Source organism: Luteibacter yeojuensis, from assembly GCF_011742875.1.
Classification (GTDB): domain Bacteria; phylum Pseudomonadota; class Gammaproteobacteria; order Xanthomonadales; family Rhodanobacteraceae; genus Luteibacter; species Luteibacter yeojuensis.
Window position 1 is genome coordinate 1422158 of record NZ_JAAQTL010000001.1, and the last position, 19596, is coordinate 1441753.

Below are 19596 nucleotides of genomic sequence, written 5' to 3' on the forward strand. Positions count from 1 at the left end.
CCGCTACTCCCGTAAGGATGCCCCGCATCCCGTCGTTGCGTTATTTGGATTTCTTGCCGCCCGGCGTGGGCTTCGGCTGCGGCGCATAGCCGAGGGCCACCCAGTCGGGAACCACGCGGGCGCTTTCGACGTCCGCATGCTCGAATTCGAATCTGCCTGCCTCGCCCTCGACCACAATGTGCTCGCCGTTTACTTCAACGACGTTGCCCTTGAGGCGCCGGCGGCCCTCGACCGGGGCTTTCAGCAGCACCTTGACCTCCTGGCCGTTCACGCGCGCGAACTGCTCCGCCGTGAACAGGGGGCGGTCGATACCGGGAGAGGAGACTTCCAGTACATAGTTGCCCGGGATCGGATCTTCAACGTCCAGGAAGGCCGAGAACTCGCGGCTCGCGGCCTCGCAGTCGTCGACCGTGACCTCGCGTTCGGAGCCGGACACGTCGAGGTAGACGCGCAGGGTGCTCTGCCCGCCGGACGGGAGGAACTCGATGCCCAGCACCTCGAGGCCAAGGTCGGCCACGATGTCGCTGAATCGCTGTGAAAGTGCGTTGGTATCCACGTTACCTGCGGTTTTTCTGGTCGCCAGAAACAAAAAAAGGGCGCGAACGGCCCATTCCTTTCGTCGCCGATGTATCCCGACACTTTCCTCCAGCGCCCACGCGATGCCTTGACGGCGCTCACAGTTGTGTCGCAGGACGCCTCCATGCGCCCAACAAAAAAGCCTCACGAGGAGGCTTTCTTGTAAAAAGAAAGTTCCTGAAGGAGTGCCCGCCACAGGCCTTGGCCGTCGCGAACGCCGCTTAAGATTCACGGATTCTATCGTATTTTTGTAGCTTCATGCAAGGTTCCGGACAGATGGAAGAAGCACCCTACCCTCGGTTCGCCTCCCGCGGCCGGGCCTTCGTCTACGTGGTGCCCTGCCGGGACGAGGATCTGCTGAAGCTGGGCTTCTCGCGCGATCCCTTCACCCGGTTCAGCACCCTGCACCGCCGGTTCTTCGAGTTCTTCGACCTCGACCGGGGCATGCTGGTGGACGCGGAGCGGGTGGCCGCCGCCCGGGGGATCGAACGGCAGCTGATCGAGGCCTTCACGGAACACCAGGCCACGGCGCCGCTGGCGGTCCGCGCCGCCGCCGGCGGGCATACCGAATGGTACCGCGGCGCGCATGCCGACGTCGCAGCCACGCTGCGACGCCTCGCCGACGGCGAGGGCCTGCTCCTCCGCGAGAACTTGCGCCCCTGGTTGCGCGAGCACCTGATGGCCCGCGCCGACCTCCTTCACGACTGGTCCCTGCGGATCGTCGATACGCTGGACTGGGCGCGGAACAACGCGCCCGACGATCCCGGCGCGGCCCGCCTGCGTCGGGCACTGCTCGATACCTGGGACATGTTCGAAGCCGCCGGCATCGACGTGAGGTCCCTCGTACCGGCCTCCGTGAGCCACTGGCACGAACACGGCGATCACCGCCGCCTGTTCCCGGACCAGCACCACTTGTAGGAGCCGCTATAGCGGCGAGGGGAACCTGCCTCGCGATACATCGCTCCGCGGGCTTCTCGCCGCTATAGCGGCTCCTACAGAGGTGTGGCGACGCTCCTATGACGCACTACCCAACTCCACGACCAACCGCGTCCGCCAGCCCTCCGGTACGCGTTCCATCACATACACCTGCCGCGCGAGGCAGGGCACCGGCCCATTCGCGTGCAGCCGCTCCTCCAGGGTGGCCGCGATGGCGCCGCGGTCGCGGCGCACCTCCCTGGCCACCGACACATGGGGCACGTAGTCCGGAAACTCGCGGTCGCGACGCGGACGTTCCGGGAACGCCAGTTGCAGCGCCGCCGCCAACGATCCGATCCCGGCCGCGGGCGACGGCGCCAGCCACACCGTGGACGGAAACATGCGCACCGCGTCCAACTGGAACGCCAAGGGCTCCCGCGCCGCGGCCACCGTCCGCAACCGGTCCGCGACGGCCGGCGTGATCCGCTCGCTGTCGAGAAAGGGATAGACCAGGGTGATGTGCGCGCCGAGGCCCAGTTTCGCCGCGGGATCCAGACGCGCGCGAAGGTCGCCGACCAGGGGTTCGGCCTCGGGGACCATGAGTGCCAGCAAGGTGCGGCTCATGCCCCAGAGCTTATACCGCGGAGCGTATCCGGCTGGGAGGAAAATCGTTCAACCGGCCCCATGCACGCCGCAGTTGCCGGGCCGAACCGAAGCCGGCCCGCTCGGCCACCGCTTCCACGTCCAGGCGCGAGCCGGTCAGCAGTTCCTTCGCCAGCGCCACGCGCATCCGGTTGACGTAGTCGGTGACGCTCATGCCCGCGTGCTCGTTGAACAGGCGCGAAAGATGGCGCGGGCTGGACGCCGCGACACGCGCCAGGGAGGCGACGGTCCAGTCCCGCGCGGGGTCACCCGCCACGGCGTCCTGGGCGCGGTGGATGGCGGCATGCAGATGATTGCGTCCTTCCAGCCACGGCGACAGCTGGGGGTCGCCGCCGGCCCGGCGCAGGTAGATCACCAGGTAGCGCGCCACGGCAACGGCTACGGCCGGGCCGGCGAGTTCGGCCACCACGTGAAGCATGAGGTCGATGCCGGCCGTGATGCCCGCGCTGGTCAGGCGTTCGCCGTCCTCGACATAAAGCCGGTTCTCGCGCACCCGCGCCGCGGGCGCTTCGCGCGCGAGTTCGTCGATGCAGCCATGGTGGGTCGTGCATTCATGACCGTCGAGCAGGCCCGCGCGGCCGACCAGCAGCGCCCCGGAGCAGATCGAGACGACACGCATGCCCGGCCTCACCACTTTGCGCAACCAGGCGACGATCGCCTCCCGGCCTTCCTCGTCCTGTCGCGGCGAGGTCATCGCGTCGCCTTCCGGCACGTCCGCATCGCCGGGCACCAGCAGCATGGCACCGTCGGGCAGCTTCGCCGGCAACGGTGCGATGGGTGAAATGCCGAGCCCGATGGAACTGCCCACCTTGCGCAACGGCCCGACATAGCTTACGTCGAAGCGCACGCCGGATTGCTCCAGGTTCGCCTTGCGCAGCACCTCCATCGGCCCGGCGACGTCGAGCAGCAGCAACCGCGGCGGCAGCACCACGTAAACCGGGATCCGCCGTGGCGCGTGGGCCGTCATCAGGCGGCGACGCGAAGGCTGCCGGACAACGCCTCGTCCACCGTGACAATGCGGGCGAAGCGATCGGCCAGGACGAGTTCGGTGCGGGCACGGATGTCCTCGGCGCTCCATTCGCGGCCGTCCGCGTCGGTCATCGGGAAGGTCAGCGTGGCCTCGCCGACGAAGTCCACCATGTAACCGAGGTCGGACGCATGGCGCGTGGTCGTTTCGCAGCACTGTTCCGTGCGGATGCCCGAGACGATCAGGCGGCGGACGCCATGTTCCGTCAGCCAGACATCCAGCCCCGAGCCCACCAGCGCGCTATGCCGGCGCTTGCGGAATACCGCATCGGCCTGGATGCGCAGCGGCGCCAGCGCCGTGACGAAGCCCGAGGCTTCCGAGAAGACGCCCTGCTCTTCCACGTGGAAGATCTGCACGACCCGGATGCCGGCCTTCTTCGCGCCATCGACCAGGGCCTGCTGGCGGTCGACATAGGCGGCCACGTCCTGGTTTCGCCAGTACGGGCGGTGGCGGAAGGATTCCTGCGCATCGATGACGATCAGGGCGGTATCGACGTGGGACATGGCGGCGCGCTCCTCGGTGGGGACGGGCACAGTTTCCGCCCTTCAGGGAAGGTGCGACAGCCCCTGCCGGGACACGGACCGGACAATTCACGCCACCGTTGTAGGAGCCGCCATGACGGCGAGAGGCCTACGCGGCGATGAAGCGGCGAGGGTGATTCCCTCGCCGCTGTAGCGGCTCCTATAAGGCAGCCTCTTTACATCGCTAGTTGGTCCAGGTCGCCTTCAAGGTCACGCCCGAGAACGCCGCATACGCATTGAGCATCACGTAATACGTACCCGGCGTCGGAGCGCTGGCCGTGCAGCTTTCCGTGTTGCCCGTGACATACGGACGGCAATCGAACGTCGAAAGCGTGGGGGCGGCGCCGAGCCTCACGTAGAGGTCCGCGTCGCCACTGCCGCCCGAGATCGCGATCTTCAGGTTGTGCGCACCCGAAGGCACCACCACGGTGTAGTTGAGCTGCCCGTTATGCGGCGCCGAAAGTCCCGTCACGGCCACACCGTTCTGCAACACGTTGCCGCCACCGCCGCCGGAGCTCACCGTCACCGTCGAGGTCTTGGTGTTGGTGGCGCCACCGTTGTCGGTCACCGTCTCGCTCACGGCATAGCTACCCGAAGACGCATACGTGTGACTCGGATTCGTGGACGTCGACGTGCCGCCGTCGCCGAAACTCCAGGAATGCGAGACGATGCTGCCGTCGCCGTCCGTCGAGCTATCCGTGAAGCTGGCGGTGAGGCCGCTGGTGGTGGAACTGAAATTCGCCACCGGCGGTGTGTTGGTACCGCCACCGCCGCTCACCCAGTTCGCCTGCGCGAAGGTGTTCAGCGCGCCGATGTCGAAGCTGCCGAAACCGGTGGCTTCATCGAAACCGCTCGCCGCGGTATAGCCATGGTTCTGATAACCGTTATTGCCCGAAGTCACGTCATGCAGCAGCGACGCGTGGGTCGGGAAGTCCTGGAAGAACTTCGAGGCCGGGAAGCCGATGGCGTTGCCGGCCGCCGACTCGATGCGCGCGAAGGCGCCGACGAACAAGGGCGAGGCGAGGCTGGTGCCACCTACCTGGTAGTTCGAACCGTTCGCCCTGATGATCGCGCCCGAGGCCGATGCGGCATCGAACGAAATATCCGGACCCACGCGCTTGGTCGAACTGCTGACCGACGATTGCCACGACGGTGCGGTCTCGTACAGGCTGGTGCCGCCACCCGTCGCCCAGAGACGCTGGTTGTTGTAGGTGGGCGGCGAGACGGCCGCGAGGCCTTCGTTCCACACCGTCTCGCCGGTCCAGCTGCTGCCGCTGGTGGACAACGTGGTGCCGCCCACCTGGATCACATAGGGCGAACTGGCCGGTTCGCTGACCGAGTAGTGATTGAGGTCGATCTTCACGGTGCCCGCGGAGTTGGCGACATAACCCGGCGAACCGGTCTGCGGATCGGTCGACCACTGGTAGACGCCTGCATCGCCGGACGCCACCGAGAAGGTCTGGCCCTGCGCGACCGCCTGCTGGAAGATCGCATCGTCGGCCGCTTGCGTACCCGACTGCTCCGCCGCAGTCTCGTCTTCGCCGAGCGACACGTTGATCAGCTTCGCCTGGTTGTCGGTCACCGCGCGGTTGAACGTGGCGGTGATGCCCGCGTTGGTGATGCCGCCGGAGCTCGAATTGCCGTTGGCCGACGTGTAGAAGATCAGGTGCTGCACGCCGCCGGCGATACCCACGATGCTCTGGCTGTCCAGCGACCACTCGACGTTCGAATCGGGATCGTTGGCGAAGGTGCCGCTGCCGACCTTGGTGATCGTGCTGTTGACCGTGGGCAACCCGGCCCCGGCCGTCCAGCTGTTGAGGTCGGTCACGGTCTGCGTGATCGAGCCCCAGGTGATGACGGCGACGGTCGTGCCGGTCGCCGCCGTCACGCCGCTGCCGCCATAGATCGCGGCAAAGTCCTGCGGATTGTGCGAGGTGGTGGCGGCGGCCGCCTGCGTGGTCATGGACGAACCCGGTACCGTGACGTTCTCGGGCTTGTAGATGTGGTTCAGCGGACGCTTCACCGAAACGTTCTGCAGGCCGAGCACCGACTGCACGGCATCGCCAAGCTCAGCAGGCACGAGGGCTGGCGTGTCGTTGGCGAAGTACTCGCGGCCGTTCGCGTTGAAGCGCTTGATGGAGGTATGGAAGCCGTTGGTCGCGGCGCCGACGTTACCGTCCGCCGAGATCAGCAGGTTGTTGGGCGCCACTTCGATATTCGTGAAGCCCGCCTTCTGCAAGTGCGCCACCACCTTGTCGACCTGCGCCTGCGTCGGCGCGAAGCGTGCCTTGAACTGGTCCGGTGTGAGGAACTTCCCATGCAAGGGGTTTCCCGGCGTGGTGACGGCGGCAAGGAACGACTGCAGCTGGTCGGGATTGCGCAGCTTGAGGCTGACCGAAATGTGCAACGGCTGGTCGGCCGCCATCGCGGTGACGGCCGCGCCGTCGATATGCGGGGAGCCGGTCATGTTCAGCGCGTAACCCGACGCCACCGGCGTGCCGGTGGTGGACGCCGCGGCGAGTGTTTGCGTACCGGCGACGGGTAGCATCGCGGCCTGCGTGCGCGTGGACACCCAGGCGTCGTCCGCGTGCGCGGAAAGGGTGGACATCGCCAGCGCGATCGCCGCCGTCAGTACCGTCTTGCGAGAGATCCCAGAAGCAAAAGCATCGATCTTCATGATTGATCCTTCCATTAGCCCGTAGATGCTTCCGCCAAGGCGGAAGCCCTGACACCGCAGGCGTTCCGGATCGAACATCGCCTTCCCCACCGGCCGGTGGATGCACCGGCCGCTTCCTTGTCCGCAGAAAATTGCGCTGCCCCACCCTTCCCGCCACTTGCTCCCCCTGCCCTGCGAGCAATGGCGCCGCCGTCTTTCGCGGGGCTTTCAGGAAACCCGAACGGTCGAGGAAGACAGGGAAGTCCGTGATGCGTCGCGCAAAATAAGACGATGCAAAATCGGCAGCCCCGTTCCGAGATGCGCCACAGCCATCCGTCAGGATCGACGGGTTCGCAATTTACTGCGCCAGCGGGAGGTGGATGTCGGTAACCGTCTCGTGCTCCGGCACGTCCGGGAAGAAGGCGACCCGGCGCAGGAACAGGGGCGCATCGCCCGGCTCCTCGCCGCTTCCCGTCAACCATTCGCCGTAGAGGAAGCGGATGGCATCGCCCAGGAGGGCCTCCGAACCGGTATGGCGCAGCACCGCGCAACGGCCTCCCCACAGACGCGCGGCAACGACGCCCTCGTCGTTTGGCGGTACATCGGCGCAAGAGGCGCAGAGGTCGAGACGATAACGCTCGGGTGGCGTCGTTTCGGGATCGTCGTAGAGGATGTTCCAGGTGGCGCTCTTCGAAGGCGGCAGGCCGTTGGCACGCCGCCAGGCGATAAAGCGGCGAATGGTCTCGCCGATACGCTCGGGCGGCCCCACGTGCGAAAGGCATGCAACGGCCGTCTCGGGAAAGTCGACGATGCGCACATCGTCGACATGGTGTCCTGCGGGCATATGGAACCTCCTTACTTCGTCGAGCTCGCGCCATGCCGTGGCCCATACCCGCCAGTCCGGGGCGTCGCGGAACGCCGCCGGCGATTGGCCGAGCCGTTGCCGGAACGCGCGCGAGAAGGCTTCCGGGCTTTCATAGCCGGCGTCCAGGGCGACATCGGTCAACGAGACCATGGGCCGGAACGCCGCCTGCCACGCGGCCCGCTTGAACCGGGACAGCTGCACGTAGCGGTGCACCGGCAAGCCGGCGAGGGCCGAGAACCGGCGGTGAAAGTGGTATGGCGAGCAGGCCGCGACCTCCGCCAGGACATCGAGCGACAGATCGCCGTCCAGATGGCCGTCGATGTATGCGAGTACGCGGCGGAAGCGCAGGTGTGATGGGTCGGTCATGCGTGAAGCGTAACGGGCTCGCGATCGATCGCGCATGACGGATCTTGCGCGAATGCGCCCGCGATCGCTTGCGGTGGGACCGAAGCCCTCTGTACCTTCGGAAGCTTCCCAACGTGGAGGCTATCGTGACGCGCCTGAGCCTGCTCCTCTCGACCTGCATCGCCGCCTCGGCGGTTCTTTCCACTTCCGCCCTGGCCGCCACGCCCCCGCATTTCGCGGTGGAGAACGGGCACTTCCTCCTCGACGGCAAGCCTTATGTCATTCGCTCGGGCGAGATGCACTACCCTCGCATCCCCCGCGCCGACTGGCGCGACCGCATGCGCAAGGCCAAGGCGATGGGGCTCAACACCATCACCACCTACGCATTCTGGAATGCCAACGAGCCCGAGCCCGGCATCTTCGATTTCAGCGGAAACAACGATATCGCCGCCTTCGTGCGCACTGCGCAGGAAGAAGGCCTGAACGTCATCGTGCGTCCCGGCCCCTTCGTGTGCGCCGAGTGGGAGTTCGGTGGCATCCCGGCATGGTTGCTGCGTACGCCCGGTCTCCGCGTCCGCTCCTACGACCCGCGCTTCCTCGAGGCCACCGCCAGATGGTTCAAGCGTCTGGGCCAGGAGCTCGCTCCACTGATGAGTACGCGCGGCGGCCCCATCCTGATGGCGCAGGTGGAGAACGAATACGGTTACGTCGGTAACGATCGCGACTACATGGAAGCCATCCGCAAGCAGATGATAGACGGCGGCTTCGACCTGCCGCTCTTCATGTCGAACGGGCCCGGTCCGACCTGGATGAGCCGCGGCACCCTGCCCGGCCTGGTCTCGGTCATCAATTTCACGGGCGATGCCGCGAAGACCGAACGTGCCTTCCGGCGCTCCGCACCGATGATGGAAGGCATGCCGCGCATGGCCGGGGAATACTGGACCGGCTGGTACGACCGCTGGAGCGAGCCGCACAAGACCCGCTCGACCGACGAAGTGACAGGCGCCGTCGGCTGGATGCTCGACCACGACATTTCGTTCAACCTCTACATGTTCGACGGCGGTACGAACTTCGGTTGGATGAATGGCGCGAACAACGAGGCGGACCATTACCTGCCGGTGACGACGAGCTACGACTACGATTCGCCGGTCGACGAGGCGGGACGCATCACCCCGAAGTACATCGCCTTCCGCAAGGTCATCGGGGCCCATCTCCCGAAGGGCGAGAAGCTGCCGCCGGTGCCGGCCTCCTCGCCCACGGTCGCCCTTCCCCGCTTCCAGCTCGACGAGTCGGTCGGCCTGCTCGACGCACTGCCGGGCCTGTCCAAGCCGCAGACGACGCTGACACCGCATGGAATGGAAGCCTTCGGCCAGAACTACGGCCTCATCCTTTACCGGAAGACACTGGCAGAGGACGCCAAGGGCAAGCTCGACGTCGAAGACGTGCACGACTACGCCACCGTCCTCGCGGACGGCAAGCCGCTCGGCACGCTGGAACGCGGCAAGCACGAGCACGAGTTGCCGGTGGACCTGAAAGCCGGGACCACGCTGGACCTGCTGGTCGAGAACATGGGTCGCATCAACATCGATCCCGCCATGGCGGAAGAGAACAAGGGGATCACGAACTCGGTGCTCGTCGACGGCCTGGACCTCACCCACTGGTCCGTGTACCCCCTGCCGCTGGACGATCTCTCCGGTCTCGCCTTCCGGAAGGGCGGCCATCCGCAAGGCCCGGCGTTCTGGCACGGCTCGTTCGATCTGTCGAAGGTCGCCGGCGGTACCTTCCTCGACATGCGCGGCTGGAACAAGGGCAACGCCTGGATCAACGGACACCATCTTGGCCGCTTCTGGAGCGTCGGGCCGCAGCGAACGCTGTACGTGCCCGCCTCATGGCTGCGCAAGGGGCATAACGATGTGATCGTGCTGGAGATGCAGGGCGGTGGATCGCATGCGATCGCGGGCCTGAAGGACCCGGTGTTCTCGACCGGCGGGTGACCGGGTTCTCACTATCGACAGGGTTCCTCTGCGACACTCCATGGATTGTGTGAGCTGTTTTTTCCATTTAGACGTCTAATTAAACGTCTAAATAGTTCACGCAAGCAGTTTCCGTGCCGGATCACCGCCCACGGTCCGGTCGCACTGCCCCGGGGGAGCGCCCCCGTTCGTGGGTGTCCCAGAGGAGCACTTCAGATCGTGAAACCGAAGACGAAGTTTGCCGGACTACGCACACGCCTCCAGACCTTGCTGGCCGTGACCGCCCTGACCCTCGTCGCCGCGGCCTTTCCCGCGGCGGCGGCCGATCGAACCGACCCGCCCAGCCCGCACACGGACGGTCCCACGGCGGTCGCGCGCGCGCGCGTGGCGGCGGACGTGCTCATGGGATCCTACGACCCCGGGAAAGCCTGGTTCCCGTCCAGCTGGTGGAACTCGGCCGTGGCGCTGCAGACCATCGGCGATTACATGCAGCGCACCGGCGACCGCCGCTACCTCGGCCAGCTGGACAACACCTTCGAGAAAGACAAGGGCGTGTTTCCGGCCGGCGTATTGTCCGGCGACCCGTTGCTGGGCAACTTCACCAGCCGCGCCATCGACGATTCCGAATGGTGGGGCCTGACCTGGATCCAGGCCTATGACCTCACCCGCGATCCCAAGTACCTCGACATGGCGGTCACCATCGCCAACTACGTCTACGGCTATTGGGACAGCAGCACCTGTGGCGGTGGCGTCTGGTGGAATGCGGAGCGCACCTACAAGAACGCGATCACCAATGGTTTGTGGATCCGGCTCACCGCGGAACTGCACAACCGCATCCACGGCGACACGCTCTGGTTGAACCGTTCCCGCACCGCCTGGGCGTGGTTCCGCGATAGCGGCATGATCAATGCCGACGGCCTGGTCAACGACGGCCTCACCGATGCCTGCACCAACAACGGTCAGAACGTGTGGACCTACAACCAGGGCCTCGCGATCGGCGGCGGCCTCGAACTGTGGCGCGCCACGAAAGACCCGGCCATCCTCGCGACCGTGAAGCGCCTGGCCGATGCCGCCATCGGTCCGAACGGCCTGGTGGACGACGGCACGCTGACCGAAGCCTGCGACGCCACCGACCAGACCTGCGACGACAACGGCAAGCAGTTCAAGGGCATCTTCATGCGGTACTGGACCGACCTCGTCGACACCACCCATGACCGCCGATACGCCGACTTCCTGGGAACGCAGGCGGACATCGTCTGGAACAAGGATCGCGATGCCGCCGGTCGGTTAGGCACACGCTGGTCCGGCGCCACCAGCGACGATCATCCGAATGTCTTCGACTGGCGCACGCAGGCCAGCGCACTCAGCGCACTGGTAGGTGCCGTACCGACACCGGCGCCGTTGCTGTCGCTCGCCGCCACCCTGTCCCCGGCACAGCCCGTCGTCATGCCGTCCGCATCGGGCAGCACGACGATTCCCGTCGATCTGGGCACCTCCGCCACGGGGTTCTTCCCGCTGCTGGCGCTCGCCTCCGTCGACACGCCCAGCGGCTGGAGCGCTTCGCCGCGAGCCACTCTCGTGCGCCTTCATCCACATGGCAACGCGATGCCGGCCAGTCGCAGCGTGCCGCTGACGATCAGCGTGCCGAGTTCGGCGACGGACGGCCACCACCTGGTCACCGCCAACCTGATGGCCGCCGGCCTGCGCTTCGCCACCCAGGCCGACGTGCTGGTCGCGCACTCGATCGACTTCGACACCGGAACCGTCGCCGAAAACCCCTGGCTTTTCGATCCCGACCACTCGCAGAGCAACGGCGTGCAGAACCGCTTCGCCGATGGGAATGCGCACTTCACCTATCGCTTCCCGTTCCCGGCGGACACGACATCCGCCCGGGTCACCCTGACCATCGACGCCGAGTTCGTGGTGCAGGTCAGCGCCGACAACGAGAACTGGACCACGGTGCTCCAGGAAGACCGGCCGATCACCGACGGCTCGAACAAGGCCGACCGCAGCATCGATCTCACGCCGTACCTCGGTAACGGTGCCGACGGTTCCAAGCCGGTGTACGTGAAAGTCTCGGACAGCTTCCCCAACGATGGCTGGGGCGGGCGCGTGTACCACGTGACGGCGAATATCGTGCAGTAACCCCAAGCCTGCCTCCGTCTTCGCCCAAGCGAGGACGGAGGCAGCCAGCGAGCCGCCGGAAGCTTCCGGTGCCGGCCCCTCAGGCGGCGCCACGCATCCTTTGCACCGTGGCCTCGGCGTCGAACCGGCGGGACGCGGCGGCCACGTCGCAGCTGACGACGGTCTTGCCGATGGGCGCAAGCGCGATCCCGGCCAGCTTGAGGTGCTGGATGCCGAAGGGAATGCCGATGATCGTCACGCAGCAGGCGATGGCCGAGCACACGTGACCGATCGCGAGCCAGATGCCCGCAAAGACAAACCAGATGATGTTGCCCAGCGTACCGAACGCGCTGGTGCCGATATCGCCCCGGCCGGAAAGCTGCTCGCGGTCCACCGCCTCCTTGCCGAACGGGAAAAAGGCGAATGTGCCGATGACGAAGCAGGAGCGCGCCCAGGGAATGCCGACGATGGTGATCATCGCGACCAAACCCGCGAGCCACCAGCCGAGACCCATCACCAAGCCGCCAAAGACGAACCAGAGCAGGTTCATGATCGTTCGCATACCGCTACTCCCTGTGGACTCGAGGCGACCGTAATGCCATCCGCTCCCGGAGGTACAGTGCCGGTAGACCTACTTCAGTGGCCGCCGGCAGGCGCCTCGGCACCATCCCGGTGGTGCGTCCCCAAGCGGTCCACCAGGGTGGCGCTCGCGCCGTTGAGCCCAAGCACGTCCACGCGCTTTCCCGCCTTACGGAACTTGAAGACGACCTTCTCCAGCGCACCCACGGCCGTCAGGTCCCAGAAATGCGCGTCGCTCACGTCGATATGCACCGAGTCGATGCCTTCCTCATCGAAGTCGAAGAGCTCCGTGAACGCCTCGGACGAGGCGAAAAACACCTGACCGGCGACGGCATACGTCCTTATCGCTCCGTCCGGGCCGACCGAGCTGTCCACGTCCAGCGACTTGCCCACCTTTCTGGCAAAGAATACGGCGGAGAGAAGCACGCCCGTGATCACGCCCTTCGCCAGGTCGTGGGTCGCCACCGTGACCGTCACCGTGCCCAGCATCACCACGCTCGATACCGTCGGATGCGTGCGGAGGTTGCGAATGGAGCGCCAGTTAAAGGTACTCAGCGACACCATGATCATCACCGCGACCAGCGCCGCCATGGGAATCCGGCCGACCCACGGCGCACCGAAAACCACGAGAATCAGCAACACCGCACCGGCGATGAAGGTCGACAACCTTCCGCGGCCACCGGACTTAACGTTGATCACCGACTGGCCGATCATCGCGCACCCCGCCATGCCACCGATCAAGCCCGTGGCGATATTTGCCATGCCCTGCCCCATGCACTCGCGGTTCTTGTCCGCCCGGGTATCGGTCATGTCGTTGACGATCTGCAAGGTCATCATCGATTCCAGCAACCCCACCACGGACAGCGTGGCGGCCGTGGGAAGAACGATCTTCGCCGTTTCCCACGTCCAGGGCACGTCCGGAATCAGGAAATGCGGCAGCGAATCCGGCAAGGCACCCATGTCGCCGACACGATGGATGTCCAAATGGAAAACCATGGCCACGATGGTCAGGACGACGATCGCCACCAGCGGTGCCGGCACGGCACGCGTCACATAGGGAAACAGGTAGATGATCGCGAGCCCGGCGGCGGTCATCGGGTAGACCAGCCAGGAAACGCCGATCAGCTCCGGCAACTGCGCCATGAAGATAAGGATCGCCAGCGCGTTCACGAAGCCCGTCACCACCGAACGCGAGACGAAACGCATCAACGAGCCGAGCTTCAAGGCACCGATGACCAACTGAAATACACCCGTGACGATCGTCGTCAGGAACAGGTATTGCAGCCCGTGCTCCTTCACCAGGCCCACCATCAGCAAGGCCATGGCACCCGTCGCAGCCGAAATCATGGCCGGCCTGCCGCCGAAGAAAGCGATGGTGACCGCCATGGAGAACGAGGCGTATAGACCGACTTTCGGATCCACGCCGGCGATGATCGAAAACGCGATCGCCTCGGGAATCAAAGCAAGTGCGACGACGAGCCCGGAAAGGACGTCGCCACGGATGTTGCCGAACCATTCACGGCCCAGGCGTGTCGAAATGTTCAAGATGTTCTCCCCGGAGAGACGCGCGTCGTCTCCGTCATGCGGATACACGTTCACCCGCTCCCGCGAGGGAGCGCTTGCCATTGCGGCAGGCGAATTCAGGGTGGCGTGGTGTTTTGCATGGGCCTTCGGAAAGCGGGCAATCAGGACAAAGAAAAGGCGCAAACCAAGGTTTGCGCCTTTAAAAAACTGGTAGCGGGGGTAGGATTCGAACCTACGACCTTCGGGTTATGAGCCCGACGAGCTGCCAGACTGCTCCACCCCGCATCAGAGTCAGCAAGTATATGGAGGTGGCCGGATTCTTGCAACCACTTTTCTTACGGGCGTGTGAAAAAAAACTTCCGGTATCGCTCCACACAGCACACATCATCGCCCCTCCCACCGTCGCACCCGCGAAGGCGGTGCCCAGCGACTCGTTCCCCAAAAGAACGACAACGCAACATCGACCCCGCTCCTGCTCGCCCAACAACACACCGCACCGTCCCGAAGCCAGCAGCCGTCCCCCTCGCCGCGATGTCTGGAGTCGAGGGCGGGTGGGCGGAAAAGACCCGGCAGGGGCGCCGGCCAGGATGGCCGGCGGTCTTCGTCCAGGCACGGAGGCCTGGTCGAAGACTCCCGCCCGCACGCCCGGGTCCGCCGCGGCGCCAGCCATCGGACACCGAGCCGCGTTAGCGGCTCCTCCTTTCGCAAGGAACGACGCAAGCCTTCGCGGCGAGGGGGACGGCTGCTGGCTGTCCCAGCCACGGCGGAATCAGCCAGCGAACGCCCTCTGGCACCAGGCCAGCAGCGGTGCCCAGGTGAAACCCAGGACCAGCAGCGCGAGCGCGTTGATCGAGAGTACCCAGCGGGCCGGGGCATCGGCGCGAGCATGCACGTCCTTGCCCTCCACCGGCGTGTCGAAGTACATCACCTTCACCACGCGCAGGTAGTAGTACAGGCCGATGATGGCGAACACGGCGCCGACGATGGCCAGCCACAGCATGCCCGCGTCGATGGCGGCCTTCAGCACCAGCAGCTTGCCGAAGAAACCGAACAGCGGCGGCACGCCGGCCAGCGAGAACATCACCAGCAGCATCATGAAGGCGAACCACGGCGAACGCTGGTTCAGGCCGCGCAGGTCATCGATCTCCTCGCACTCGAAGCCCGAACGCGACAGCACCAGGATCATGCCGAAGGCCGCCGCGCTGGTGAGCGCGTAGCTCACCGCGTAGAACATCGAGGCCGAATACCCTTCCGGACCGGCGTTAACCAGGCCCACGAGCAGGTAGCCCATGTGCGAGATGGTCGAATAGGCCAGCAGGCGCTTCAGGTTCGACTGCACGATGGCCACGAGGTTGCCGATGGCGAGCGAGAGGACGGCCAGCACCGCCAGCATCATCTGCCACTGCGGGGCCAGGCCCGTTGCGCCGCCGGCGATGTCGCCCATGCCCGTGGACAGCAGGCGGTAGGCCATGCCGAAGGCAGCCAGCTTCTGCGCCGAACCGATGAACACGGTGACGGCGGTCGGCGAGCCCTGGTAGACGTCCGGAATCCACATGTGGAACGGCGCGGCGCCCAGCTTGAAGCCGATGCCGACGATCATGAAGACCAGGCCGAACAGCAGCAGCGTCTTCCATTCCGTGCCGACGATGGCGGCGTGGATGGTGTGCAGGTCGAGGCTGTGCGTGGCGCCGTAGATCATCGACATGCCGTACAGCAGCATGCCCGAGGCCAGCGCGCCGAGCACGAAGTACTTGATCGCCGCTTCCGAGGACAGCTGCGAATCGCGGTTCAGCGCGACCAGCGCGTACGAGGACAGCGTGAGCAGTTCGAGGCCCAGGTACACCGTGACCAGGTTGCCGGCGGCAACGAGGAACATGATGCCCACGGTGGCGAAGATCGACAGCGTGTAGAACTCGCCGAACGGAATCGCCCGTTCCTTAAGGTACGGACGCGCGTAGACGAAGATCACCGCCATGATCAGCAGCGAGAACAGCTTCAGCACCTCGGACACGCCATCGCGGACGAACATGCCGCTGAAGGCCGTGACCGGCGTGTCCGGCTGGCCGCTGACGACGAGGTAGGCGCCGACCAGCAGAACCACGATGGAAAGCCAGTGGACCGTGCCCTTCTGGGTCGGCTTCAGGTACGCATCCAGAAGGAGCAGCACACAAGCCGCCAGCACGAGGTAGACCTCGGGGAGCAGGATCAGGATGTCGTTGATACTCGGCATGGATAGTTCCCGCTCAGACTTTGGTGATGGCCAGCTGCTCGACGATACGAGCGACCGACGCATCCATCAGGTGGACCAGCGGCTCCGGCCAGATGCCGAGGACCAGCACGCCGGCCGCGAAGGCGCCCAGCACGAAGATCTCGCGGCCGTTGACGTCCTTCAGCTCCGCCACGTGCTTGTTCTTGATGTCGCCCCAGAGCACGCGCTTCACCATCCACAGCGTGTACGCGGCGCCGATGATCAGGGTGAAGGCGCCGAACAGCGCGATCCACGGGTTGGCACTGAACGAGGCCAGGATGACCATGAACTCGCCGACGAAGCCGCTGGTGCCCGGCAGGCCGCTGTTGGCCATGGCGAACAGCACATAGAACGGCGCGAAGATCGGCATGACGTTGATGACGCCGCCGTAATCCTTGATCTGGCGCGTGTGCATGCGGTCGTAGAGCACGCCGATGCAGGTAAACATCGCACCGGAAATGAAGCCGTGCGAGATCATCTGCACCATGGCGCCCTGCATGCCGAGACGCGCGGCATCCGGGTTGTTCGTTTCGCGGACCAGCAGGAAGCCGATGAAGATACCCATCGTCACGAAGCCCATGTGGGCGATCGACGAATAGGCCACCAGCTTCTTCATGTCCTGCTGCACCAGCGCGATGTAGCCGATGTAGCAGACCGCGATCAGGCTGAGCACGATGACCAGCCAGGCGAACTCGTGCGAGGCGTCCGGCGTGATCGGCAGGCTGAAGCGCAGGAAGCCGTAGCCGCCGATCTTCAGCATCACCGCCGCCAGCACCACCGAACCGCCGGTGGGCGCTTCCACGTGGGCATCCGGCAGCCAGGTGTGCACCGGCACCATCGGCACCTTGATCGCGAAACCCAGCAGGAAGGCGAAGAACAGCCACGCCTGCTCGGTCATCGTCAGGTGGACGCTGGCCATGTCGGCGATGGCGAAGCTGCCGCCGGTCTTGTGGTACAGGTAAATCAGGCCGATCAGCATGAAGATCGAGCCGAAGAACGTGTAGATGAAGAACTTCAGCGTGGCATAGACGCGGCGCGGACCGCCCCAGATACCGATGAGGATGAACATCGGGATCAGCATGGCCTCGAAGAACACGTAGAACAGCAACGCGTCCGTGGCGCAGAACACACCGATCATCATGCCTTCCAGCGCCAGCATCGCGGCCATGTACTGGTGCGGCTTGTTCTGGATGATCTCCCACGCGCCCACGATCACCAGGATCTGGACGAAGGTCGTGAGGATGATCAGGGCGATCGAGATGCCGTCGACGGCCAGCGAGTAGTTGATGCCTAGCGACGGGATCCAGCTCATCGATTCGGCGAGCTGGAGGGTACCCGTGCTGGCGTCGTACGCAGGCAGGAGGGCGAGGCTGGCGGCGAAGGTGGCGACCGCGACCAGCAGCGAGATCCATCGGGCGAGGCCGGGCCGGCCGGCGCCGGCGAGCAGCACCGGGACGGCGCCGACGACCGGGAGCCAGATCAGCAGGCTGAGCAAGTGATTCGACATAGAGCTCGTTTCCCTTATTGCCCGATCAGCCAGTACCCGCCGAGGAGCAGGATCAGACCGAGGATCATGGCGAACGCGTAGTGGAAGAGGAATCCGGATTGCAGGCGGCGGGTGCCGCTGGCGATGCGCTGCACGAGGTTGGCGGAACCGTTCACGACGGCGCCGTCGATGATGGCGGCGTCGCCCACCTTCGACAGGCCCTCGCCCAGCTTCACGCCACCCTTGGCGAACACAGCGAAGTAGAGTTCATCGATCCAGTACTTGTGGTCGAGCAGCGAGTACACCGGCTTCAGCGCGTTCTTCGCCTTGTCGGCGACGGACGGGTTGAACAGGTACACGTAGGTGGCCACGGCGAAGCCCGCGAAGGCCAGCCAGAACGGCGCGGCGGTGAAGCCGTGCAGGCCCATGGCCAGCGCACCGTGGAACTCGTGCGCCAGCTCGCCGAGGACGTTGTTGGCCTCCTCGACATGGATCGCCTTGCCGAACCAGTCGCCGAACAGCATCGGGCCGACGGTGAAGAAGCCGATGAGCACCGACGGGATCGCAAGGAGGACCAGCGGCACCGTCACCACCCAGGGCGACTCGTGCGGCGCGTGCTCGAGCACGCCCGGCTCGTGGTGGGGGTCTTCCTTATGGGTATCGCCGTGCGCGTCGTCGTGCGCCGCGTGCGCGTCGTGGTGACCATGGCCGTGGGTCACCGTGAAACGCTCCTTCCCGTGGAAGGTCATGTAGAGCAGGCGGAAGCTGTACAGCGAGGTGACGAACACGCCCGCCAGCACGCAGAAGTACGCATAACCGGCGCCCCAGCGATGCGACTCGCCGACAGCCTCGATGATGGCGTCCTTCGAATAGAAGCCCGCGAAGAACGGCGTACCGGCAAGGGCCAGCGAACCGATCCACATCGTGATCCAGGTGACCGGCATGTACTTGCGCAGGCCGCCCATGTAGCGCATGTCCTGCTCGTGGTGCATGCCGATGATGACCGAGCCCGCGCCGAGGAACAGGAGCGCCTTGAAGAAGGCGTGGGTCATCAGGTGGAACACGGCGCCGCTATAAGCGGACACGCCGAGCGCGACGGTCATGTAGCCGAGCTGCGACAGCGTCGAGTACGCGATGACGCGCTTGATGTCGTTCTGCACGATGCCGATCAGGCCGGTGAACAGCGCCGTGGTGGAGCCGATCACGAGGATGAACGACAGCGCGGCGTCGGTCAGTTCGAACAGCGGCGACATGCGGGCGACCATGAAGATGCCCGCGGTCACCATCGTGGCCGCGTGGATCAGCGCCGAGATGGGGGTCGGGCCTTCCATCGAGTCGGGCAGCCACACGTGCAGCGGCACCTGGGCCGACTTGCCCATGGCACCGATGAACAGCAGCACGCCGATCACCGTGGCGGCATCCCACGCATGGTTCTGGGTGATCTGCAGGGTCTTGCCGATCAGCTCCGGGGCGTGGTCGAAGGCGGTTTGGTAGTCCAGCGTGCCCAGGAAGTACAGGATCGCCGAGATGCCGAGCAGGAAGCCGAAGTCGCCGACGCGGTTGACCAGGAAGGCCTTGAGGTTGGCGAAGATCGCCGTCGGGCGCTTGTACCAGAAGCCGATCAGCAGGTACGACACCAGGCCCACCGCTTCCCAGCCGAAGAACAGCTGCATGAAGTTGTTGCTCATGACGAGCATCAACATCGAGAAGGTGAACAGCGAGATGTAGCTGAAGAAGCGCTGGTAGCCCGGATCGTCCGCCATGTAGCCGATGGTGTACAGGTGCACCAGCAGCGACACGAAGGTGACCACCACCATCATCATGGCGGTGAGGCGGTCGACCATGAAGCCGACCGAGGCATGGAAGCGGCCGATCTCGAACCAGGTGTAGACGTCCTGGTTGAAGTTCTGCGCCCCGCCCCAGACCAGCTGGTAGAGCACGTAGAACGACAGGCCGCAGGAGATCGCCACGCCGAGGATGGTCGCGGTGTGCGCCCCTGCCCGGCCGATCGCCTTGCCGAACAGGCCGGCCAGGATCGAACCCACCAGCGGCGCGAGGGCGATCGTCAGCAGGATTGAAAGCGAGAGACTCATC

14 protein-coding genes and 1 tRNA gene are annotated in these 19596 nt (G+C 65.4%); 3 read left to right on the plus strand and 12 right to left on the minus strand.

What is annotated here, in order from left to right:
- Positions 1–40: 40 nt before the first annotated feature.
- The gene (locus HBF32_RS06320) at positions 41–556 is read right to left on the minus strand and encodes a ribosome maturation factor RimP (RefSeq protein WP_166698860.1); all 516 of its coding nucleotides are present in this window, start codon (positions 554–556) and stop codon (positions 41–43) included.
- A 296-nt stretch (positions 557–852) separates the two neighbouring features.
- On the opposite strand from HBF32_RS06320, the gene HBF32_RS06325 reads away from it, so the two are divergent.
- Positions 853–1494 (plus strand): GIY-YIG nuclease family protein, encoded by a 642-nt coding sequence (locus HBF32_RS06325; protein WP_166698861.1) that lies wholly within the window; start codon positions 853–855, stop codon positions 1492–1494.
- Between the two features lie 96 nt (positions 1495–1590).
- On the opposite strand, the gene HBF32_RS06330 is transcribed toward HBF32_RS06325, so the two are convergent.
- From HBF32_RS06330 to HBF32_RS06350, 5 genes are all read right to left on the minus strand, one after another.
- Positions 1591–2115, minus strand: coding sequence for a 2'-5' RNA ligase family protein (locus tag HBF32_RS06330; RefSeq protein ID WP_166698862.1), 525 nt, complete (start codon positions 2113–2115; stop codon positions 1591–1593).
- A gap of 10 nt (positions 2116–2125) precedes the next feature.
- On the minus strand, positions 2126–3121 hold the full coding sequence (locus HBF32_RS06335; protein WP_166698863.1) for a GlxA family transcriptional regulator: 996 nt from the start codon (positions 3119–3121) through the stop codon (positions 2126–2128).
- Positions 3121–3684 carry an isochorismatase family protein gene (locus HBF32_RS06340; protein ID WP_166698864.1) on the minus strand — a complete coding sequence of 188 codons (564 nt, stop codon included), beginning with the start codon at positions 3682–3684 and terminating at the stop codon, positions 3121–3123. Before HBF32_RS06340 ends, HBF32_RS06335 begins: the two co-directional genes overlap by 1 nt.
- A gap of 202 nt (positions 3685–3886) precedes the next feature.
- Positions 3887–6379: a protease pro-enzyme activation domain-containing protein gene (locus HBF32_RS19470; RefSeq protein WP_275690413.1), complete on the minus strand. Its 2493-nt coding sequence runs from the start codon at positions 6377–6379 to the stop codon at positions 3887–3889.
- 337 nt (positions 6380–6716) lie between these two features.
- Positions 6717–7589 (minus strand): AraC family transcriptional regulator, encoded by an 873-nt coding sequence (locus HBF32_RS06350; protein ID WP_166698865.1) that lies wholly within the window; start codon positions 7587–7589, stop codon positions 6717–6719.
- A 125-nt stretch (positions 7590–7714) separates the two neighbouring features.
- On the opposite strand from HBF32_RS06350, the gene HBF32_RS06355 reads away from it, so the two are divergent.
- Together HBF32_RS06355 and HBF32_RS06360 are read left to right on the plus strand one after the other, a co-directional pair.
- Positions 7715–9562, plus strand: a complete 1848-nt coding sequence (locus HBF32_RS06355) for a beta-galactosidase (RefSeq protein WP_166698866.1) — start codon at positions 7715–7717, stop codon at positions 9560–9562.
- A 198-nt stretch (positions 9563–9760) separates the two neighbouring features.
- Positions 9761–11686: a glycoside hydrolase family 76 protein gene (locus tag HBF32_RS06360; protein ID WP_166698867.1), complete on the plus strand. Its 1926-nt coding sequence runs from the start codon at positions 9761–9763 to the stop codon at positions 11684–11686.
- Between the two features lie 79 nt (positions 11687–11765).
- Here HBF32_RS06360 and HBF32_RS06365 read toward each other — a convergent pair whose 3' ends face one another.
- The 6 genes from HBF32_RS06365 to nuoL all read right to left on the minus strand — a co-directional run bounded on the left by HBF32_RS06365 (position 11766) and on the right by nuoL (position 19595).
- Entirely contained in the window at positions 11766–12227 is a 462-nt protein-coding gene (locus HBF32_RS06365) for a YccF domain-containing protein (RefSeq protein ID WP_166698868.1), read from the minus strand.
- Between the two features lie 74 nt (positions 12228–12301).
- Complete coding sequence (locus HBF32_RS06370) at positions 12302–13789, minus strand: SulP family inorganic anion transporter (RefSeq protein WP_425482181.1); 1488 nt, start codon at positions 13787–13789, stop codon at positions 12302–12304.
- Positions 13790–13976: 187 nt separating this feature from the next.
- Positions 13977–14053: transfer RNA gene (locus HBF32_RS06375), tRNA-Met, on the minus strand.
- Positions 14054–14537: 484 nt separating this feature from the next.
- Positions 14538–15998, minus strand: coding sequence for an NADH-quinone oxidoreductase subunit NuoN (gene nuoN / locus HBF32_RS06380; RefSeq protein ID WP_166698870.1), 1461 nt, complete (start codon positions 15996–15998; stop codon positions 14538–14540).
- Between the two features lie 13 nt (positions 15999–16011).
- A complete protein-coding gene (locus HBF32_RS06385; RefSeq protein ID WP_166698871.1) occupies positions 16012–17523 on the minus strand; it encodes an NADH-quinone oxidoreductase subunit M in 1512 nt (503 codons plus the stop codon).
- A 14-nt stretch (positions 17524–17537) separates the two neighbouring features.
- Positions 17538–19595 carry an NADH-quinone oxidoreductase subunit L gene (gene nuoL, locus HBF32_RS06390; RefSeq protein ID WP_166698872.1) on the minus strand — a complete coding sequence of 686 codons (2058 nt, stop codon included), beginning with the start codon at positions 19593–19595 and terminating at the stop codon, positions 17538–17540.
- Position 19596: the final 1 nt, after the last annotated feature.